General features: G+C 68.2%; 20 protein-coding genes and 1 riboswitch. Of the genes, 16 read left to right on the top strand and 4 right to left on the bottom strand.

The features are described 5' to 3' along the window. Positions 1–196 precede the first annotated feature (196 nt). Positions 197–1,234, bottom strand: coding sequence for an HTH-type transcriptional regulator GntR (locus tag ACFOPI_RS06880; RefSeq protein WP_382172378.1), 1,038 nt, complete (start codon positions 1,232–1,234; stop codon positions 197–199). 150 nt (positions 1,235–1,384) lie between these two features. Between ACFOPI_RS06880 and ACFOPI_RS06885 the strand changes: the two genes are divergently transcribed. From ACFOPI_RS06885 to creC, 9 genes are all read left to right on the top strand, one after another. Further along, on the top strand, positions 1,385–1,912 hold the full coding sequence (locus ACFOPI_RS06885; RefSeq protein WP_382172380.1) for a gluconokinase: 528 nt from the start codon (positions 1,385–1,387) through the stop codon (positions 1,910–1,912). Next, entirely contained in the window at positions 1,909–2,415 is a 507-nt protein-coding gene (locus tag ACFOPI_RS06890) for a TRAP transporter small permease (RefSeq protein ID WP_382172381.1), read from the top strand. The genes ACFOPI_RS06885 and ACFOPI_RS06890 overlap by 4 nt, the downstream gene beginning before the upstream one ends. Positions 2,416–2,419: 4 nt before the next feature. Next, positions 2,420–3,712 (top strand): TRAP transporter large permease, encoded by a 1,293-nt coding sequence (locus ACFOPI_RS06895; RefSeq protein ID WP_382172382.1) that lies wholly within the window; start codon positions 2,420–2,422, stop codon positions 3,710–3,712. Positions 3,713–3,749: 37 nt separating this feature from the next. Further along, the gene (locus ACFOPI_RS06900; RefSeq protein ID WP_382172384.1) at positions 3,750–4,763 is read left to right on the top strand and encodes a TRAP transporter substrate-binding protein; all 1,014 of its coding nucleotides are present in this window, start codon (positions 3,750–3,752) and stop codon (positions 4,761–4,763) included. A gap of 103 nt (positions 4,764–4,866) precedes the next feature. Beyond that, positions 4,867–5,715 carry a shikimate dehydrogenase gene (gene aroE / locus ACFOPI_RS06905; protein WP_382172385.1) on the top strand — a complete coding sequence of 283 codons (849 nt, stop codon included), beginning with the start codon at positions 4,867–4,869 and terminating at the stop codon, positions 5,713–5,715. Between the two features lie 27 nt (positions 5,716–5,742). Further along, positions 5,743–6,048 (top strand): hypothetical protein, encoded by a 306-nt coding sequence (locus ACFOPI_RS06910; RefSeq protein WP_382172386.1) that lies wholly within the window; start codon positions 5,743–5,745, stop codon positions 6,046–6,048. 19 nt (positions 6,049–6,067) lie between these two features. Next, on the top strand, positions 6,068–6,769 hold the full coding sequence (gene creB / locus ACFOPI_RS06915) for a two-component system response regulator CreB (protein ID WP_382172388.1): 702 nt from the start codon (positions 6,068–6,070) through the stop codon (positions 6,767–6,769). Further along, positions 6,756–7,124: a hypothetical protein gene (locus tag ACFOPI_RS06920; RefSeq protein WP_382172390.1), complete on the top strand. Its 369-nt coding sequence runs from the start codon at positions 6,756–6,758 to the stop codon at positions 7,122–7,124. The genes creB and ACFOPI_RS06920 overlap by 14 nt, the downstream gene beginning before the upstream one ends. Before the next feature lie 50 nt (positions 7,125–7,174). Beyond that, positions 7,175–8,614, top strand: a complete 1,440-nt coding sequence (creC, locus tag ACFOPI_RS06925) for a two-component system sensor histidine kinase CreC (RefSeq protein WP_382172392.1) — start codon at positions 7,175–7,177, stop codon at positions 8,612–8,614. A 19-nt stretch (positions 8,615–8,633) separates the two neighbouring features. Here creC and ACFOPI_RS06930 read toward each other — a convergent pair whose 3' ends face one another. Continuing rightward, positions 8,634–9,188, bottom strand: a complete 555-nt coding sequence (locus ACFOPI_RS06930; RefSeq protein ID WP_382172393.1) for a PaaI family thioesterase — start codon at positions 9,186–9,188, stop codon at positions 8,634–8,636. 52 nt (positions 9,189–9,240) lie between these two features. Between ACFOPI_RS06930 and ACFOPI_RS06935 the strand changes: the two genes are divergently transcribed. From ACFOPI_RS06935 to ACFOPI_RS06950, 4 genes are all read left to right on the top strand, one after another. Continuing rightward, positions 9,241–9,711 (top strand): MarR family winged helix-turn-helix transcriptional regulator, encoded by a 471-nt coding sequence (locus ACFOPI_RS06935; RefSeq protein ID WP_382172395.1) that lies wholly within the window; start codon positions 9,241–9,243, stop codon positions 9,709–9,711. Further along, positions 9,704–11,065, top strand: coding sequence for an MATE family efflux transporter (locus ACFOPI_RS06940; protein WP_382172396.1), 1,362 nt, complete (start codon positions 9,704–9,706; stop codon positions 11,063–11,065). The genes ACFOPI_RS06935 and ACFOPI_RS06940 overlap by 8 nt, the downstream gene beginning before the upstream one ends. A gap of 87 nt (positions 11,066–11,152) precedes the next feature. Further along, on the top strand, positions 11,153–12,517 hold the full coding sequence (gene creD, locus ACFOPI_RS06945) for a cell envelope integrity protein CreD (protein ID WP_382172398.1): 1,365 nt from the start codon (positions 11,153–11,155) through the stop codon (positions 12,515–12,517). A gap of 13 nt (positions 12,518–12,530) precedes the next feature. After that, a complete protein-coding gene (locus ACFOPI_RS06950; protein ID WP_382172400.1) occupies positions 12,531–13,199 on the top strand; it encodes a metal-dependent hydrolase in 669 nt (222 codons plus the stop codon). 12 nt (positions 13,200–13,211) lie between these two features. Here the strand turns inward: ACFOPI_RS06950 and ACFOPI_RS06955 are convergent, their stop codons facing one another. Next, positions 13,212–13,706 (bottom strand): Lrp/AsnC family transcriptional regulator, encoded by a 495-nt coding sequence (locus ACFOPI_RS06955; protein WP_382172401.1) that lies wholly within the window; start codon positions 13,704–13,706, stop codon positions 13,212–13,214. 115 nt (positions 13,707–13,821) lie between these two features. On the opposite strand from ACFOPI_RS06955, the gene ACFOPI_RS06960 reads away from it, so the two are divergent. Next, a complete protein-coding gene (locus ACFOPI_RS06960; protein WP_382172402.1) occupies positions 13,822–14,130 on the top strand; it encodes a 4a-hydroxytetrahydrobiopterin dehydratase in 309 nt (102 codons plus the stop codon). Between the two features lies 1 nt (position 14,131). After that, on the top strand, positions 14,132–15,016 hold the full coding sequence (phhA, locus tag ACFOPI_RS06965; protein WP_382172403.1) for a phenylalanine 4-monooxygenase: 885 nt from the start codon (positions 14,132–14,134) through the stop codon (positions 15,014–15,016). On the opposite strand, the gene ribBA is transcribed toward phhA, so the two are convergent. Continuing rightward, positions 15,017–16,126: a bifunctional 3,4-dihydroxy-2-butanone-4-phosphate synthase/GTP cyclohydrolase II gene (ribBA, locus tag ACFOPI_RS06970; protein WP_382172404.1), complete on the bottom strand. Its 1,110-nt coding sequence runs from the start codon at positions 16,124–16,126 to the stop codon at positions 15,017–15,019. On the opposite strand from ribBA, the gene ACFOPI_RS06975 reads away from it, so the two are divergent. Further along, positions 16,125–16,256: a hypothetical protein gene (locus ACFOPI_RS06975; RefSeq protein WP_382172406.1), complete on the top strand. Its 132-nt coding sequence runs from the start codon at positions 16,125–16,127 to the stop codon at positions 16,254–16,256. The two genes, ribBA and ACFOPI_RS06975, sit on opposite strands and share 2 nt — an antisense overlap. Continuing rightward, positions 16,229–16,404: riboswitch (FMN riboswitch) on the bottom strand. (Overlaps the previous gene by 28 nt.) Positions 16,405–16,437 lie beyond the last annotated feature (33 nt).

Below are 16,437 nucleotides of genomic sequence, written 5' to 3' on the forward strand. Positions count from 1 at the left end.
GGAGGTGTTTTGGGTTCAACGGTGTCTGAAACCGTGGACCGGATTCTGGGCACCTTCTGACCCGCGGTTTGTACGCAATCTGGTCAGGTATGTACGTTATTGCGCCAGATATCTAGGAAAAACCCTAGTCATCGGCAAAAAGTATGGATGCACAGCGAAAAAGTACTTCGCGGGTGCAGCAAGGTATCGAAAACGCTCAGGTGGAAGCGCGCAGCCGCAACTCGAAACCCAGGTCCACTGAGTGGCGGGCGGGCGTGTCGCCGCGCATCAGGCTCAGCAGCATCTGCGCGCTGGCCTCGCCGATGGCCCCGCGCGGCGTGGCCACCGTGGTCAGTGGCGGCAGCATCTGGTCGCTGCCCGAGAGGTCGTTGAAACCCGCCACCGCGAGCCGCTGCGGCACGGCCACGCCCAGGCGCAGGGCGGCCAGCAACCCGCCCTGGGCCAGGTCGTCGTTGCAGAAAAAGACGGCGTCGCAGCCGGGTTGTTCGCGCAGCAGTTGCTCCAGCAGTTCGCCGCCCAGCGCCATCGACGAGGGGCGGGGATCCAGCCGCTCCAGCGCCGGGTCGTACAGGCCCGCGGCCTGCAGCGCGCGGCGGTAGCCCTCGGCGCGCTGCAGGGTGCGCGGGTCCAGCTGGGCGGCGACGAACGCGATGCGGCGCCGGCCGCGTTCCAGCAGGTGGCGGGTGATGGCCTCGCCCGCGTCGCGCTGCGAGAAACCCACGCAGTACTGCGCCGGGTCGGTGGACAGTTCCATCAGGTGCACGCAGGGCACACCGCTGTGCGCCATCAGGTCGCGCGTGGCGGCGTTCTGGTCGATGCCGGTCACCAGCAGGCCCGCCGGCCGGTGCTGCAGCTGTTCGCGCAGCAGCTGTTCTTCTTCGTCGGGGCTGTAGTGGGTGATGCCGATCAGCGTCTGGTAGCCGGCCGGGCGCAGCGTGCGCTGCACCGCCTCCAGCAGGTCGACGAACAGGGCGTTGGACAGCATCGGGATCAGCACCGCGACGTGCGAGCCGTGGCGCGAGGCGAGGGCGCGCGCCGCGGGGTCGGGCACATAGCGCAGCTGCTGGGCCGCCTCCTTGACCCGCGCTGCCAGCACCGGGTCCACGGTGCGCTCGCCGCGCAGGGTGCGCGAGACCGTGATCGGGCTCACGCCGGCCAGCGCCGCGACATCGGCCAGGGTCACCCGGCCGGTGGCGCGGGGGCGGGAAGGAGGCGGCGGTGGGGCGGGTGGCATCAGGGTTTGTCCGGGTGTCGGCGGAGAATGATAGCCGTAAGATAGCGCTATCTCAGAAGGGTGGACACCCTCGGAAACCCGAGCCGCCCCAAAGCCCGGCCTGGCCACAGGCCGTTTTTTCTTTCGGCAAAAGATAGCGCTATCTCAAACATGAACACGGTTCAAAATTCGTCGCTGGTGGTGATGGGCGTGGCCGGTTGCGGCAAGTCCAGCCTGGGCGCCGGACTGGCCGAACGCCTTGGGCTGCCGCTCATCGAAGGCGACGACCACCACAGCCTGTCCAGCCGCGACAAGATGCGCCAGGGCATCGCACTGACCGACGCCGACCGCGCCGGCTGGCTGGCGACACTGGCCGGGCTGCTGGCCCGTTCGCCCGGCGGCGTGGTGCTGACTTGCTCAGCCCTGCGCAGGGCCTACCGCGACCAGCTGCGCGAGGCCGCCCCGGGCCTGCGCTTTGTCTTCATCGACATCTCGCCTGCGCTGGCCAGTGAGCGCGTGGCCGCGCGTTCTTCGCATTTCTTCAACACCGCGCTGGTGGACAGCCAGTTCGCCACCCTGGAATCCCCGGTGGGTGAGCCCGGCGTGCTGCGCGTCGATGCGGCCGAACCCCTGCCGCAGCTGCTGGACCAGGTGGCCGCCTGGGCCGCTGTTCCGTCCCCGACCCAGGAGGCCACATGAACACGCCCGACCACCCCAAAGCCCATCCCCTGCAGCGCGTGGCCCAGACCCTGATGGCCACCTGCTTGGCCGTCATGGCCTGCTCCGTGTTTCTCAACGTGGTGCTGCGCTATGGCTTCGGCAGCGGCATCGCCGCCAGCGAAGAACTCTCGCGCCTGCTGTTCGTCTGGATGGTGTTTCTCGGCGCCGCCGCGGCCTACCCGGCGGGCGAACACATGGCCTTCACCAGCCTGGTGGGCCTGCTCAAGCGCCGCCCGCTGGCGTTCAAGGCGGCCACGCTGCTGATCCGGCTGCTGGTGCTGCTGGCCTGCGTGCTGCTGGGCCGGGGCGCCTGGCAGCAGGTGGTGGTGGGCATGGACAGCCATTCGGTGGTGCTCAAGGCGCCGGCCGCGCTGCTGCCGCTGCCGGCGCTGCTGTGCGCGATCGCCATCGGCGCGATGGTGGTGTGGGAAATCGTGAAAGCCAAACCGCTCGATCTTGGCCACAGCGTGGACGTGGAGTGATGTGATGAGCCTCGAAGCACAAGCCTTCATCGTCTTCGTCCTCGGCATGCTGGTGCTCATGGGTATCGGCATGAACATGGCCTTCGCCCTGCTGCTCACCGGCGCCGCCATGGCCTGGGTGATGGACTTCTTCGACACCCAGCTGCTGGCCCAGAACATGGTGGCCGGCGTGGACAGCTTCCCGCTGCTGGCGGTGCCCTTCTTCATCCTGGCCGGCGAGCTGATGAACAGCGGCGGCATCAGCCGGCGCATCATCGAAATGGCGCAGACCTGGGTCGGCCACATCCGCGGTGGCCTGGGCTTCGTGGCCATCGGCGCGGCGGTGCTGATGGCCAGCATGAGCGGATCGGCCCTGGCCGACACCGCGGCGCTCGCCACCATCCTACTGCCCATGATGCGCGAGCACGGCTACCCCATGCACCGCTCGGCCGGGCTGATCGCCTCGGGCGGCATCATCGCCCCCATCATCCCGCCGTCCATGCCGTTCATCATCTACGGCGTCACCACCAACACCTCCATCTCGGCCCTGTTCCTCTCGGGCATCGTGCCCGGCCTGCTGATGGGCGCCGCGCTCATCGTCACCTGGAAGATCGTGCTCAAGGGCATGGACCTGCAGGACAACCCGCCCGTGCCCATGGCCGGCCGCCTGCGCGCCACCGGGCGTGCGGTGTGGGCGCTGCTCATGCCGCTGATCATCATTGGTGGCATGAAGAGCGGCGTGTTCACACCCACCGAGGCCGCCGTGGTGGCCGCCTTCTACGCGCTGGTGGTGTCGCTGTTCATCCACCGCGAGATGAAGTTCAGCGAGCTGCACGGCGTGCTGGTGCGTGCCGCCAGGACCACGGCCGTGGTGATGTTCCTCTGCGCCGGTGCCCAGGTGGCGAGCTACATGATCACCCTGGCCGATCTGCCCGGTGTGCTGGGCGGCTGGCTGGGCCCGCTGGTGGAGAACCCGCGCCTGCTGATGGCCGTGATGATGGTCGTGCTGGTGCTGATCGGCACCGCGCTGGACCTCACGCCCACCATCCTGATCTTCGCGCCGGTGATGCTGCCGGTGGCCGTCAAGGCCGGCATCGACCCGGTGTACTTCGGCCTGATGTTCATCCTCAATGGCGCCATCGGCCTCATCACGCCACCCGTGGGCACCGTGCTCAACGTGGTGGCCGGCGTGGGCCGCCTGCCCATGCACCAGGTCATCAAGGGCGTGAACCCCTTCCTGCTGGCCTACACGCTGGTGCTGGCCCTGTTCGTCCTCTTCCCGCAGATCGTCACCGCCCCCGTGGCGTGGATGCGCTGATTCCCGTCCGTTCGTTTTTTCACCCAAGGAGACTGCCATGTCCATCTTCCGCCGCACCCTGATCGCCGCCACCGCAGCGGCCGCCTTCACCGCCCCGTTCGCCAGCTTCGCGCAGGACATCAAGCCCCGCCTGATCCGCTTTGGCTATGGCCTGAACGAGCAGTCCAACCAGGGCCGCGCCGTCAAGCTGTTTGCCGAAGAGGTCGAGAAGGCCTCCGGCGGCAAGATGAAGGTGCGCGCCATCGGCGCCGCCGCGCTTGGTTCCGACGTGCAGATGCAGCAGGCCCTGATCGGCGGCGCGCAGGAAATGATGGTCGGCTCCACCGCCACCCTGGTCGGCATCACCAAGGAAATGGCGATCTGGGACACGCCCTTCCTGTTCAACAACGCGAAGGAAGCCGACGTGGTGCTCGACGGCCCCGTGGGCCAGAAGGTGATGGACAAGCTGCAGGAAAAAGGCCTGGTGGGCCTGGTGTACTGGGAGAACGGGTTCCGCAACCTCACCAACAACAAGCAGCCCGTGGCCAAGCTGGAAGACCTCAATGGCATCAAGCTGCGCGTGATGCAGAACGACGTCTTCCTCAACAGCTTCAAGACCCTGGGCGCGAATGCCATTCCGCTGCCGTTCTCCGAGCTGTTCACCGCGCTGGAGACCAAGACCGTCGACGGCCAGGAGAACCCCTACAACACCATCCTGTCGAGCAAGTTCTACGAGGTGCAGAAGTACCTGACCGTGACCAACCACGTCTACAGCCCCTGGATCGTGACGGTGAGCAAGAAGTGGTGGGACGGCCTCTCCAAGGACGAGCAGAAGGTGCTGGCCGACGCCGCGAAGAAGAGCCGCGACTTCGAGCGCCAGGACACGCGCGCCGAAGCCGCCAAGGCCCTGGGCGACCTCAAGGCCAAGGGAATGCAGGTCAACGAACTCTCGGCCGCCGAAGCCAACCGCATGCGCGAGAAGCTGGGCGCTGTCAACGCCAGCATCGCCGCCAACGTGGGCGAGGCGCTGTGGAAGGAGACGCAGGAGGCTGTGGCGGCTGCGCGCAAGTGAATGTCTCCGGCGCCCGCCAGCCGGCGGGCGTTTTTCCCAAGCCGGTCTTGCCCCAGACCGGCTTTTTTGTTTTCATGGGGCCCCTCATTCGCCGGGAGCCGCCATGAACTTCCTCCACACCCTCACCGGTTCCTTCGCCCAGCCCGCTGCCGAGAACCCGACGGTCGCCATGATCGAGGCCGCCTACCGGCACCACAGCATGGAATGGCGCTACGTCAACTGCGAGGTGCCGCCGGACAAGCTGGCCGACGCAGTGCGCGGCGCCCGCGCCATGGGCTGGGCCGGCTTCAACTGCTCGCTGCCGCACAAGGTGACCGTGATCGAGCACCTTGATGGTCTGGCACCGTCGGCGCAGATCATCGGCGCGGTCAACACCGTGGTTCACCGGGATGGCCTGCTGGTGGGCGAGAACACCGACGGCCAGGGTTTTGTGGAGGCGCTGCGCCCGGTCTGCACCATCGACGGCCAGCGCGTGCTGCTGTTCGGCGCCGGGGGCGCGGCGCGCGCCGTGGCGGTGGAACTGGCCCTGGCCGGTGCGGCGCACATCACCGTGGTCAACCGCGGGCGGCTGCGCGGCCAGGAGCTGGCCGACCTGATCACGGCCAAGACCAGCGCCACCGCCGAGTACCTGCACTGGCACCCCGCCATGCCGGTCCCGGCCGGCACGGGCATCGTGGTCAACGCGACCTCCATCGGCCTGTTCCCGAACGGTGACGACCAGCTCGACATCGACTGGAGCACCCTGCGCCCCGGAACGGTGGTCGCCGACGCCATCCCCAACCCGCCGCGCACCCACCTCATCCGCACCGCCGAAGCCGCGGGCTGCACCGTGCTCGACGGGCTGGGCATGCTGGTGAACCAGGGCGCAGTGGCGATCCGGCTGTGGAGCGGTGTGGATGTGGACCGGGGGGTGATGCGCAGGGAGCTTGAGAGGGTGTTGGGGATGGTGTAATGCCGCCAGTCTGATGGGGGGACGGGCATGGTTTTCAGGGAAATTGTGGGCTTGGTCGTGACGGTGATCGGTTTGGCGCTCACTCCGGTGGCGTGGGTATCGAGTCGTTCGATGTGGGCCGCGGTTTTCGCGTGCACGGTGCTGGGTTTGTGGCTGCTCTTCACCGAACGAGTGGTGCGCAAGCTGAGCAGGTCATCCAACGGCGCAGCCAGTGCGGACGGGTCTGGTCACGCCATGCCGACCGATATCCACAACCACAGTGGTTGGCGTTCTGGTGGCCGCATGGAGACTTTTGAGTCTCACGAAGCAAGCGGCGCTGATGCTTCTGACTGATACAGGCCACCAGCGAAACATGGCTTCCCAGATCCTCCTGCTCGAAGACGAGCCCGCCATCGCCGACACGCTGCTCTATGCCCTGCGCAGCGACGGCTTCGAAGTCACCCACGTCACCCTGGCGCGCGAAGCGCTGGCAGCGTTTGCGCGCCAACCGCCCGACCTCGCCATCCTCGACGTCGGCGTGCCCGACGGCAACGGCTTCGACGTCTGCCGCGCCATCCGCAAGACCAGCGAGCTGCCCATCGTCTTCCTCACCGCGCGCAGCGAGGAGATCGACCGGGTGCTCGGCCTGGAGCTGGGCGGGGACGACTACGTGAGCAAGCCGTTCTCGCCGCGCGAGGTCTGCGCGCGGGTCAAGGCGATCCTGCGGCGCACGGCGAACGGCAGGATGGCGGAGCAGGGCGCGGCGCCATCGACCGCTGGGGCTGCCACGCTGCGACTGGATGAAGCCGCGCAGCGCATTGCTTGCGGCGGCTGCTACCTCGCGCTCACGCGCTACGAGTACCTGCTGCTGGCGACGCTGCTGCGTCGACCGGGCCGCATCTTCTCGCGCGCCGAGCTGATGGACCTGGTCTGGGCCGACGCGCCCGACACGCTGGACCGCACGGTCGACGCTCACATCAAGCTGCTGCGCGCCAAGCTGCGCGAGCGCGGCCTGTCGCCTGAGCTGATCCAGACGCACCGGAACATGGGTTACTCGATCCATGCGACTGTTTGAAGCGTTTGCGCCCTCCTTTCACTTCAACGTCCTCTTCCTCCAGGTTGACATGCAAGAAGATCCAAAAATCAACTGCCCGACTCACGGGTTGTCTTCCATTTCTTCGGTGTGCGGACACGTCGTCAACAACCACGGCGCTCCTTTGGGGTTTGTCGTCAACAGCGACGACCCTAACAACAAGCAAGGGTGGTGCTACGCCTGTGAATTGGTGTTCCTTCAGGAAGAAGGGAAAACAGATCGCTTCATAGCGTTCAACCAGCACACCGTGGTGTGTTCCGGTTGCTACGACAAGATCAAAGCACACCATGATTTCGATGTAGGAGGATCGGTGGCGATCTCGAGTGATCCGATATGAGCTTTGTATTCGCTCATTCCAGGCCTCTTTCTGGTTTTTGATCACCCGACATGCGCATCGGCCTCCGCCTCCTGCTCGCCTTCTTCCTCGTGCTCGGCCTGTCGCTGTTCGTCGTGCTGCGCGTTTTCGTCGAGGAGGTCAAGCCCGGCACGCGGCTGGCAATGGAGGACAGCCTGGTCGATGCGGCGAACGCGCTGGCGCTGGTGGCGGCGCCGGACATGAAGGCGGGCACCATCGCGACCGGCCACTTCGCGCAGGCGATGGCGGCGTTGCCCACGGTGGACCCGGGCGCGACGATCTGGGGTTTTCGCAAGTCGCGCATCGACTACCGCGTCACGGTGACCGACGCGCGCGGCATCGTCGTTTTCGACAGCCGCGGGCAGGACCTGGGCAAGGACCATTCGCAGTGGAACGACGTGCTGCGCACGCTGCGCGGCGAGTACGGCGCGCGGTCCAGCGGCGAGAGTGAATACGACGCCGACCGCACGGTGATGCACGTGGCGGCGCCGGTGAAGGACGGTGACCGCATCATCGGCGTGCTCACCGTCTCGCGGCCGAACCAGACGCTGGAGCCCTACATCCAGCGCAGCCGCGACCGCATCCTCAACTGGTCCTGGGTGCTGCTGGGGCTGTCGCTGACCATTGGCCTGCTGTTCACCTGGTGGATCGCGAGTTCGCTCTCGCGCCTGCGCGGCTACGCCAACGCCGTGGCGCGCGGCGAGCGGGCCGAGCTGCCGCGCATGGGTCGGCTCTCGGGCAACACCGAGTTCGCCGACCTGGCGCAGGCGGTCGAGCGCATGCGCCTGAAGCTCGAAGACAAGGCCTATGTCGAGAACTACGTGCACACGCTGACGCACGAGCTCAAGAGCCCGCTGGCGGCGATCCGCGGTGCGGCCGAGCTGCTGCAGGAGCCCATGCCCGAGGCCGACCGCGAGCGCTTCGCCGGCAACATCCAGCGCCAGACCGAGCGCCTGCAGCAACTCATCGACCGGCTGCTGGCGCTGGCCGATGTGGAGCAGATGCGGCAGCTGCGCACGGTCGAGCCGGTGGACCTGACCGCGCTCACGCGCGAGCTGCTGCACACGGCCGAGCCGAGGCTGCGGCGCAAGGGCCTGCGGGTTCAGACCACGCTGGACGAGGGCGCCGCCCTGCGCGGTGACCGCTTCCTGATCGCGCAGGCGCTGCAGAACCTGCTGGACAACGCCATCGACTTTTCACCGCAGGGTGGCGCGTTGGGGGTGTCGGCACGGCGCGTGGGCGCGCAGGTGGAGTGGTCGGTGCGCGACGAAGGGCCGGGCGTGCCCGATTACGCAGTCGACCGCATCTTCGAGCGCTTCTACTCGCTGCCGCGCGCGGACACGCAGGAAAAGAGCTCGGGCCTGGGGCTGTGCCTGGTGAAGGAGGTCAGCGAGCTGCACGGCGGCACGCTCCGCATCGAGAACGTGGACCACCCGCGCGGCTGCCGCGCGAGCTGGACGCTGCCGGTCTGACGCGCCGCCGGCCCGCGGCTCACCGGCTGGCGCGTGCCGCGGCGTCGAAGATGAAGCAGGTGGTGGTGGCGTGGGCGTAGAGCTTGCCGTCTGGGCCGACGATGCGCGCCTCGGCGGTCGCCATCTGCCGGCCGCTGTGGATGACTTTGCCGATGGCGCGCAGCGGGCCGGTTTTGTCGCTGGCGGCGCGCACGATGTTCAGGCCGAGTTCGGCCGTGGTGTAGCCAGTGCCGGCGGGCAGTTTGGTCTGCACCGCGCAACCCAGCGCCGAGTCGAGCAGGGTTGCGTACCAGCCGCCGTGCACCGTGCCCAGCGGGTTGTAGTGCTTGAACTGCGGTTCGCCCTGGAACACCGCGTGGCCGTCGCCGACCTCGATCAGGAAGAAGCCCAGGGTCTCGCTGATGGGCGGGTAGGGCAGCTCCCCGCGAAGCAGCGCCTGCATGATCTCCAGCCCGGTCTTGCCGGCGATCTGTTCGGGCCGGGCCACGCCGGCCTTGCCGCCGCCGGCCTCGATGCGCTGCCGCACGGCGGCTTCTTCCTGCTCCCAGCGCAGGCGGATGTTCTCAGTGTCCATGATGTGATCTCAAAATAGTTGCATATGCAATCATTGTAGATACAATCATTCCATGGCCGCAAGCACCCCTCCCAAAACCCTGCCGCAAGGCTGCACCAACCTCAAGCTGCGCCAGTTCATGCGCCGCGTGAGCCAGTTCTACGACGCCGAGATGGCACAGGTGGGGCTCAAGACCACGCAGTACTCGCTGCTGTCCTACGTCGACAAGCTGGGGCCGGTGCGTCCCGGCGAGCTGGCGGCGGGCCTGAAGATGGACGCCTCCACGCTCACGCGCAACCTCCGGCCGCTGATCGATGCGGGCTGGGTCGTGGTCTCGGCGGGTGACGATGCGCGCAGCCGCCGGGTGAGCCTCACGCCCGCCGGCCGCGAGAAGCGGGCAGAGGCCAAGCGGCGCTGGAAGGTGGCCCAGGTGGGCATCAACCGCCTGCTGGGCGAGGACCAGGTGGTGGCGCTGCACGCGCTGATCGACGCATCGATGGACAAGCTCGACCCGGTGGAGATCGCTGGGGACAGCGATGAGTGAGCCTGGCGCGGCCGCGCCCAGCCCCCTGCTCACCGCGCCCATCCTGCCGACGCTGCTGCGCTTTGCGCTGCCCAACATGGGCGCGATGCTGGCGACGGCGCTCGCCGCCATTGCCGAGACCGCCTACGTCGGCCGCTTTGGCTCGCCCGCGCTGGCCGGCATGGCGCTGGTGTTTCCCTTCGTGATGTTCCAGATGATGCTGTCGGCCGGGGCCATGGGCGGCGGCGTGTCGTCGGCGGTGAGCCGTGCGCTGGGGGCGGGCCATCCCGAACGGGCCAACGCGCTGGCGGTGCACGCGGTGTGGATCGCGCTGGCGGCCGGCGCGGTGTACATGGTCGCGATGCTCACGCTGGGCGAGGCCCTGCTGTCGGCGCTGGGCGGGCAGGGCGAGGCGCTGGCCCAGGCCATGGCGTATGCCCACGTGGCGTTTCTGGGCTCGGTGTTCGTCTGGCTGGTGAACACGCTGGCCTCGGTGATCCGGGGCGCAGGCAACATGGCCGTGCCCTCGGTGACGCTGTTCGCCGTGGCGCTGCTGCAGGTGGCGCTGGGCGGCGCACTCGGGCTGGGCTGGGGGCCGTTCCCGCGGCTGGGCATGGCGGGCGTCGCGGCCGGCAGTGTGGTCGCCTACGGGGCAGGGGCCGCCTGGCTGTGGTGGCACCTGGCCTCGGGCCGGGCACGCATCGCGCTGAACATGCGCGCCACGCGCTTCGAACGCGCGCTGTTCGCCGACATCCTGCGTGTGGGTGCGGTGGCCTGCATCTCGCCGCTGCAGACCGTGCTGACCATCCTCATCCTCACGCGGCTCGTGGCGCAGTTCGGTACCGAAGCACTGGCGGGCTACGGCATCGGCACGCGGCTCGAATTCCTGCTGGTGCCCATCGCTTTCGCAGTGGGGGTGGCATCGGTGCCGCTGGTGGGCATGGCCATCGGCGCCGGCCGCATCGCCCGCGCGCGCCGCGCCGCCTGGACGGCGGCCGCTCTGGCGACGGTGATCCTGGGCGGGCTGGGCCTGATCGTGACGCTGGCACCCGACCTCTGGACCGGCCTGTTCTCGCAAGACCCGGCGGTGTTGGCAGCGGCGGCGGGCTACTTCCTCTGGGCCGGTCCGGTCTACGGGCTGTTCGGCCTGGGCCTGTCGCTGTACTTCTCGTCGCTGGGCGCGGGCAAGGCCATTGGCCCGGTGCTGGCGGGCACGCTGCGGCTGGTGATGGTGGCCGGCGGCGGCGCGCTGCTGGCGCTGTGGCAGACGCCGACCTGGACCATCTTCGCGCTGCTGTCGGCGGGCATGGCGGTCTACGGACTCAGCTCGGTACTGTTCGTGCGCCTCACCCCGTGGGGCGTCGAGAGGTCCTGATCCGTTTCACATTCGCTTCACACAGGCTGCGTGGGCGCCGCACAGGCGCTTTGAAGAATCGCTCCGTCACAACCCAAGGAGCGAGAAGTGAACCGTTTTCCCCTGCTGAGCAAGACCGCCATCATCGGCTTTCTGATGGTCCTGCTGCTGATTCCCCTGGCCATGGTGAGCGACCTGATCCGTGAGCGCACCCAGAACCGTGAACAGGCCGCGCGCGAGGTGGCTCGTGCCCATGCCGGCACACAGACCCTCACCGGTCCGGTGCTGCACGTGCCCTACACCGAGACCTTCACCCGCAAGGTGGTGGTCGACGTGGCGCGCAACGTCGAGCGCGAAGAGACGGTCAAGGAGCACCGCGTGGCGACGGTGTTCCCGCAGACCATGGACACGCGCAGCCGCCTGACGACCGAGGTGCGCTGGCGCGGCATCTTTCCGGTCACGGTCTACAACAGCCGCCACGACAGCGCCGGGCGCTTCGTCTGGGGGGGCGTGGCGCCGCGCGAGAAAGGCGGCCAAATCACGCTGGGGCAGCCCTGGCTGAATTTCGGTGTGAGCGACCTGCGCGGGCTGCAGGGCCAGCCGGAACTGAAGCTCGCAGGCCAGGCCCTGACGGTCACCGCGGCGCCCGCCGATGCGGACCTCCCGCTGCCTCTGGCCGCGGCCCTGGGCGCCGACCTGCTGCAGCCCGGCGCCACGCTGGACTTCACCCTGGGCATGGACCTGGCCGGCACCGGGCAGATCGGCTTCGTGCCGCTGGCCGATGACAACCAGGTCAGTCTGACCTCGGCCTGGCCACACCCGAGCTTCGGCGGCGATTTCCTGCCGCGCCAGCGCACGGTGAACGCCGATGGCTTCGAGGCGCGCTGGAGCGTGCCATCGCTCTCGACCCAGGCCCAGCAGCAGTTCCTGTCTCAGGGCAAGGAGCGGGTGGCCATGGACAGCTTCTCGGTGTCGCTGGGCGACCCGGTCGATGTCTACCGCCTGACCGAGCGCGCCACCAAGTACGGCCTGATGTTCATCGTGCTGACCTTTGCCGCTTTCTTCGTGCTGGAGATGGTCAAACGCTGGCGCATCCACCCCATGCAGTACCTGATGATCGGCGCGGCCCTGGTGCTGTTCTTCCTGCTGCTGCTCTCGCTGTCGGAACAGCTGGGCTTCTTCATCGCCTACCTGGCCGCCAGCGCCGCCTGCATCGCGCTGCTCACCCACTACTTGCGACACGTGCTCGGCGGCTGGCGACCCGCGCTGGGCATCAGCGGCCTGCTGGTGGCGCTCTACGGCGTGCTCTACGGCATCCTGCAATCCGAGGACAACGCGTTGGTGATGGGCTCGCTGCTGCTGTTCGGCGTGCTGGCCGCGGTCATGGTGGCGACGCGCAAGATCGACTGGTACAGCGTGATGGGCCCCGGTCCCGCAGCAACGGTTCCCGGCGTGGCGGCCGAGCGTGCCTGAGGCGGGCGCAGTCATGGCCACATACCTGCACTTCGCCCCTGCGGTCGCCCTGGCCGTGGCGTTGGGGCCGCGCCGGGTCGGCTGGCGGCTGATGCTGGCCGGCGCAGTCTGCGGCGTCATGCCCGACCTCGACTTTCTCTCGGTCATGCTGGGCTTTGACCGCTACAGCGGCACCTACGGCCACCGGGGCTTCACCCATTCGCTGGGCTTCGCGCTGCTGATCGGCCTGGTGGGGGCGTTGTGGCCAGCGGGTAGCTGGCGACGCCGGGTCGGGCGGGGCGCCTTCCTCGCGCTGTGCACCGCGTCGCACCCGTTGCTGGACAGCCTGTTCAACGTGCACATCTGCAGCGCGTGGTACTGGCCGCTGGATGGGCAACGGCATTGCTTCGGCTGGCGACCGATCCCTGCGCGCGGGCTCTACATGTTCAGCCAGGAGTGGTTGCTGATGGAGCTGCGGTGGATCGGCGTGCCGCTGCTGGTGTTGGCGAACGTGGGCATGCTGCTTCGGCACCTCGGGGCACGTTGGGCCGGATGGGCCCGGCGCAACCCCCCGCACCCCGTCCCGGTGCCGCTGACGACCACCGCCGAAGCCCAGGGGCCGCGCGCACGCCGTCGGCAGCGGGTGCGCTACATGAATGCCGTGGCGCTGGCCTGGATGGGGCGGCGGGCGCAACGGCTATGAGCAGACCCCACCTCACTCCAGCGGCAGCGCACCCGTGCACTTGAGCTCGTTCAGGCAGATGCTCGAGCGCACGCCGCTGACACCGGGCTGCTGCGCCAGTGTGCCGAGCAGGAAGTCGGACAGGCCCTTGAGATCGTGTGCGACCACCTTGCAGACGTAATCGAAGTCGCCGGTCACTGCGTAGCACTCCAGCACCTGCGGCATTTTGCCGACGGTGCGCTGGAACTTCAGCACCTCCTTGTGCTGCCCGCGCTCCATCGAGATGTGCACGAAGGCGGTCACGCCCAGGCCGAGGCGGTCGGCGTCCAGCCGCGCCTCGTAGCGCCGGATCACGCCCATGGCCTCCAGCCGCCGGTGGCGCCGGTTGCACTGCGCCGGTGACAGGTGCACCAGGCCAGCCAGTTCCTGGTTGCTGATGCGGCCGTTGGCCTGCAGCGCGGCCAGGATGCGCCGGTCCAGACGGTCAAGGAGGGTGTGCAAGGAATCCTTGCCGATGGCTTCGTTCATGAAAGGGTCTCTCGTGAAAGCGGGGGAGCGTGGACGAAAACGAGAGCAAATTGTCCGTCAGACGGCGCAAACTGCACAGCTCGGGGCTCCCAAGGGCCCATCACAAGGAGACACCATGACACCGCTGGACGCCGAGTCCCTGAAACACCACCTCGCCGGCCTGCCCGGCTGGACCCACCACCCCGAATCCGGCTCGATCTCGCGCAGCTTCCGCTTCGCCAACTTCGCCGAGGCCTTCGGCTTCATGGCGCAGATGGCGGCGGTCTCGGAGCGGCTGGACCACCACCCCGAGTGGTTCAACGTCTACAACCGCGTCGACATCACGCTCACCACCCACGACGCGGACGGCCTGTCCGAGCGCGACATCACCTGGGCCAAAGCCGCCGACGGGGCCTACGCCACGCGCCAGCGCAATGGGGGCTGAGATGCTGGCCGAACCTGTTGCCGCCAAACATGGCCTGGCCGCTGGCGAGGCCGGCCGCCCCGCCAACGCCGACTGGACCATCGACCAGGGCTGGGACCACTACAGCGCCGCCGAACACGCCACCTGGAAGACCCTGTTCGAGCGCCAGACCAAATTGCTGCCGGGCCGCGCCTGCGACGAGTTCGTGCAGGGCATGAAGGACCTGCCCATCGGGGCGGACCAGATCCCCGACTTCCGGGCCCTGTCGGACGTGCTGATGAAACGCACTGGCTGGCAGGTGGTGGCGGTGCCGGGCCTGGTGCCCGACGACGTGTTCTTCGAGCACCTGGCCAACCGGCGTTTTCCGGCGGGCCACTTCATCCGCAAGCCGCACGAGCTGGACTACCTCGAAGAGCCCGACGTGTTCCACGACGTGTTCGGCCATGTGCCCATGTTGATGAACCCGGCCATCGCCGACTTCATCCAGGCCTATGGTCAGGGCGGGCTGCGCGCCCAGCAGCTGGGCTGCCTGCCGCAGCTGGCGCGGGTGTACTGGTACACCATCGAATTCGGTCTGCTGCAGCAGCGCGATGGCCTGCGCATCTACGGTGCGGGCATCGCCTCGTCGTTCACCGAATCGGTGTTCTGCCTCGACAGCCCCTCGCCCAACCGCGTGCGCTTCGACCTCGAGCGTGTCATGCGCACGCACTACCGGATCGACGACTTCCAGGAGAGCTACTTCGTGATCCGCGACCTCGACGAGCTGCTGGACTTCACCCGTGTCGACTTCGCGCCGCTGTACCAGCGTGCGCTGAACGCCCGCGAGCTGCAGCCCGGCGACCTGCTGCCCGACGACGTGCTGTTCCAGCGCGGCGATGGCAGCTACCACCGCGCGCGCAAGGCCTGATCAGGACGGCGAGACGAAGCTCTCAGCAACGAGGCCGTAGGCGCCCATGCTAGGGAAGCGGCGCGGGTTGCCCAGCACCTTCATGCGTGAGATGCCCAGGTCGCGAAGGATCTGAGCGCCCAGACCGTAGGTGCGCAGGTCGGCGTCGTTGCCGGGCTCGCTGCGTTTCTTGGCTGCGCGCGGCTGGCTGGCCGCGGCGATCAGGTCCTCGGACGACTCGGTGGGGTTGAGCAGCAGGGCCACACCCTTGCCCTCGGCCTTGATCGCGCCCAGCGCAGCCTGCAGCGGCCAGGAGTGCGGGCTGCTGGCGGTGTCGAGCCAGTCCATCAGCGACAGCGGCTCGTGCACTCGCACCATCACCTGCTCGTCGGCGCTCCACTGGCCGAAGGTCAGCGCCAGGTGGGCGCCACCGAACTCGTCCTGGTAGGTGTGCAGGTCGAACTCGCCGTAGGGCGTGGCGACCGGGCGCACCGCCACCTGGCGGACCAGGCGCTCGTTCTGGCTGCGGTAGCGGATCAGGTCGGCGATCGAGCCGAGCTTGATGCCGTGCTGTTGGGCGAATTCCACCAGGTCGGGCAGGCGGGCCATGGTGCCGTCGTCCTTCATGATTTCGCAGATCACCGCCGCCGGCTGCAGGCCGGCGAGCGCCGCGAGGTCGCAGCCCGCTTCGGTGTGACCGGCGCGCATCAGCACGCCACCGGCCGCGGCGCGCAGCGGGAACACATGGCCCGGCTGTACCAGGTCGGTGGGGGTGCTTTCCTTCGCCACGGCGACCTGAATGGTGCGCGCGCGGTCGGCGGCCGAGATGCCGGTGTCGACGCCGGTGGCGGCTTCGATGGAGACGGTGAACGCGGTGCTGTGCTTGGTGCCGTTGCGCGAGGCCATGGGCGGCAACTGCAGGAAGTCGCAGCGCTCGGCGGTCAGCGTGAGGCAGATCAGGCCGCGGCAGAAGCGCGCCATGAAGTTGATGGCCTCGGGCGTGATCTTGTCGGCGGCGATGATCACGTCGCCTTCGTTTTCGCGGTTCTCGTCGTCGACGAGCACGACCATGCGGCCGGCCGCGATGTCGGCCACGAGTTCGGGGATGGGGGCGAGCTGGAATTCGGACATGGCTTCGGTCGTCAGGGGTGAACGGGTTGAACAAACACCGCTCGCAGGGCGCGACGAAGCCAAAACAGCCACGGCGCTGCACGAGCGCGTGGCTGGATTGGGTTACGTGTCTCTTTCATCCGGACTGTGACCGTCGGCCATGGCTTCGGCTTTGCGCGAGGCGTCGCCTTCCATGTCTGCTGACCCTGTCGGCATGAGCCAGCAGGCGCTCGCGGGCTCCCTCGGCCGAAGCCTCGGACACCGCCGGTGGGGAGTTTCACCCCGCCCTGAGAACGTCGGGGTGAATTATGCCCGCGGCTACCATTGCCCGC

It is taken from the genome of Hydrogenophaga luteola (assembly GCF_042648585.1).
In the GTDB taxonomy this organism is placed as follows: Bacteria; Pseudomonadota; Gammaproteobacteria; order Burkholderiales; family Burkholderiaceae_C; genus Hydrogenophaga; species Hydrogenophaga luteola.